Genomic DNA, 1,460 nt, shown 5'->3' with positions numbered 1-1,460 from the left:
CTGCATCACCGCGCCGCCGTCCGGGATCATGGCCGTCGGCGGCTACCGCTTCCTGTCCAACGACCTGCAGGAATGGGCTCGCCGGCTCGGCCAGGGGGCGCTGCTGACAGCGCTGCCCGACCGCCTGAGCGGTCACCGGCTGGCGGGACGGGCCCAGGATAATGCCCGCGCCCGCGAGGCGCTCAGCGAACTCGGCCTTAACCCTCTGATGGTTGAAGCCTTTCGCGACCGCACCGGCCCTACGTGAGCGCATTTTCCCTGACGCCGTTGACCGGGCATTAAGGCGGCCAAACTAGATTGCTGTCCGTTTCCCGGCGTCAATCGAGTTTGTGATGTCCCAGGCGGGCCCGATCCTCTTCGTCTCCAATACCCCAAGGCCAGCCTATATCTCGGCGCTGGATGAGGCCCGGCTCTTTCCCGTCATCGACAGCGATTGGGGGAACGCCGCAAGCGCAGTGACGCAGGTGCAGCCGGCCGCCGTCCTCGCGACGTTGACCGGCGGACACGAGGCATACCTCGCCGGTGTCGCCAAGGCGATTGCCGACCAAAAGCTCTATCTTCCCTTCGTCGCGGTGGACGCCCAGAGCGCGCTTCCGCACAACGCGCTGCCGTTCTCATTGCGCGGCGGCAATTCCGACCGTCTGGTCGCACGGCTGCGCGCTGCCATGCGCGTGCGCACGCTGCACGCGACCGTGCTGCGCCGGTTGCCCGAGGTGAACACGCCGATCTCGATGCCCGACACCGATCCGGCGCGCGATGCGACCGTTCTGCTGATCGGCCGCGGCTCCGCCTACCCTGCACTGTCGGTCGCGCTCGGCGAACGCACGGGCGTCGTCGGCGCGCTCTCGATCGAGGCCGCCGCAAAGCATCTCAATACGCGGGACATCGACGGCGTCGTGCTGGCGGAAGGATTTTCCGCGCGCGTCGCCGACGCCTTCCTCACGGTGCTCTCCGAAGACACCCGCTTCCGCAACCTGCCCGTGGTCGTCACCGCGCAGCAGCTCTCGATGCAGCACGACCTGCCCAATCTCGAGCTGATCGCCGGCGAGCCCGCGAAGATCGCCGCAGGTGCGCTGCCGCTGATCCGCCAGCACGCCTTCGAGGCGCAACTGAGCCGCACGCTGCGTTCGATCGATGCCGGCGGCTGGCTCGACCCGCGCAGCGGCTTGTTGACGCCGGAAGCCTTTGGCCGCGATTTAGCCAATGCCGTCGAACAGACACTGTCGCGCGGCGGCGGACTTTCTGTGGCGCGTTTCGCCTTCGACCCACGCAATCCCCGCGCCCAGCTCGACGCCGCCCGTATCCTCAGCCGCCTGATGCGGCAGATGGATTTTGGTGCGGCCCAGAAAGACGGCTCGGTCATCGTCGTGTTTGCGGAAACCGATTTCCGCACCGCGCATATGATCGCGCGCCGCCTCTCCGCCGTGATGCGCCACACCTCCAACGGCAAGCGCGAACCG

General features: G+C 67.6%; 1 protein-coding gene and 1 pseudogene. Both read left to right on the top strand.

What is annotated here, in order from left to right; translation table 11 throughout:
• A pseudogene (locus C2U70_RS31870) lies at positions 1 to 247 on the top strand (long-chain fatty acid--CoA ligase); the annotation flags it as partial.
• Positions 248 to 332: 85 nt separating this feature from the next.
• The coding region (locus C2U70_RS31865; protein ID WP_140982592.1) for a GGDEF domain-containing protein at positions 333 to 1,460 on the top strand (1,128 nt) is incomplete at its 3' end.

This window comes from Bradyrhizobium guangdongense (assembly GCF_006483445.1).
Lineage (GTDB): Bacteria > Pseudomonadota > Alphaproteobacteria > Rhizobiales > Xanthobacteraceae > Bradyrhizobium > Bradyrhizobium guangdongense_A.
The sequence above is the reverse complement of the archived record's forward strand: the minus strand, read 5'-3'. Positions and strand labels throughout refer to the sequence as shown.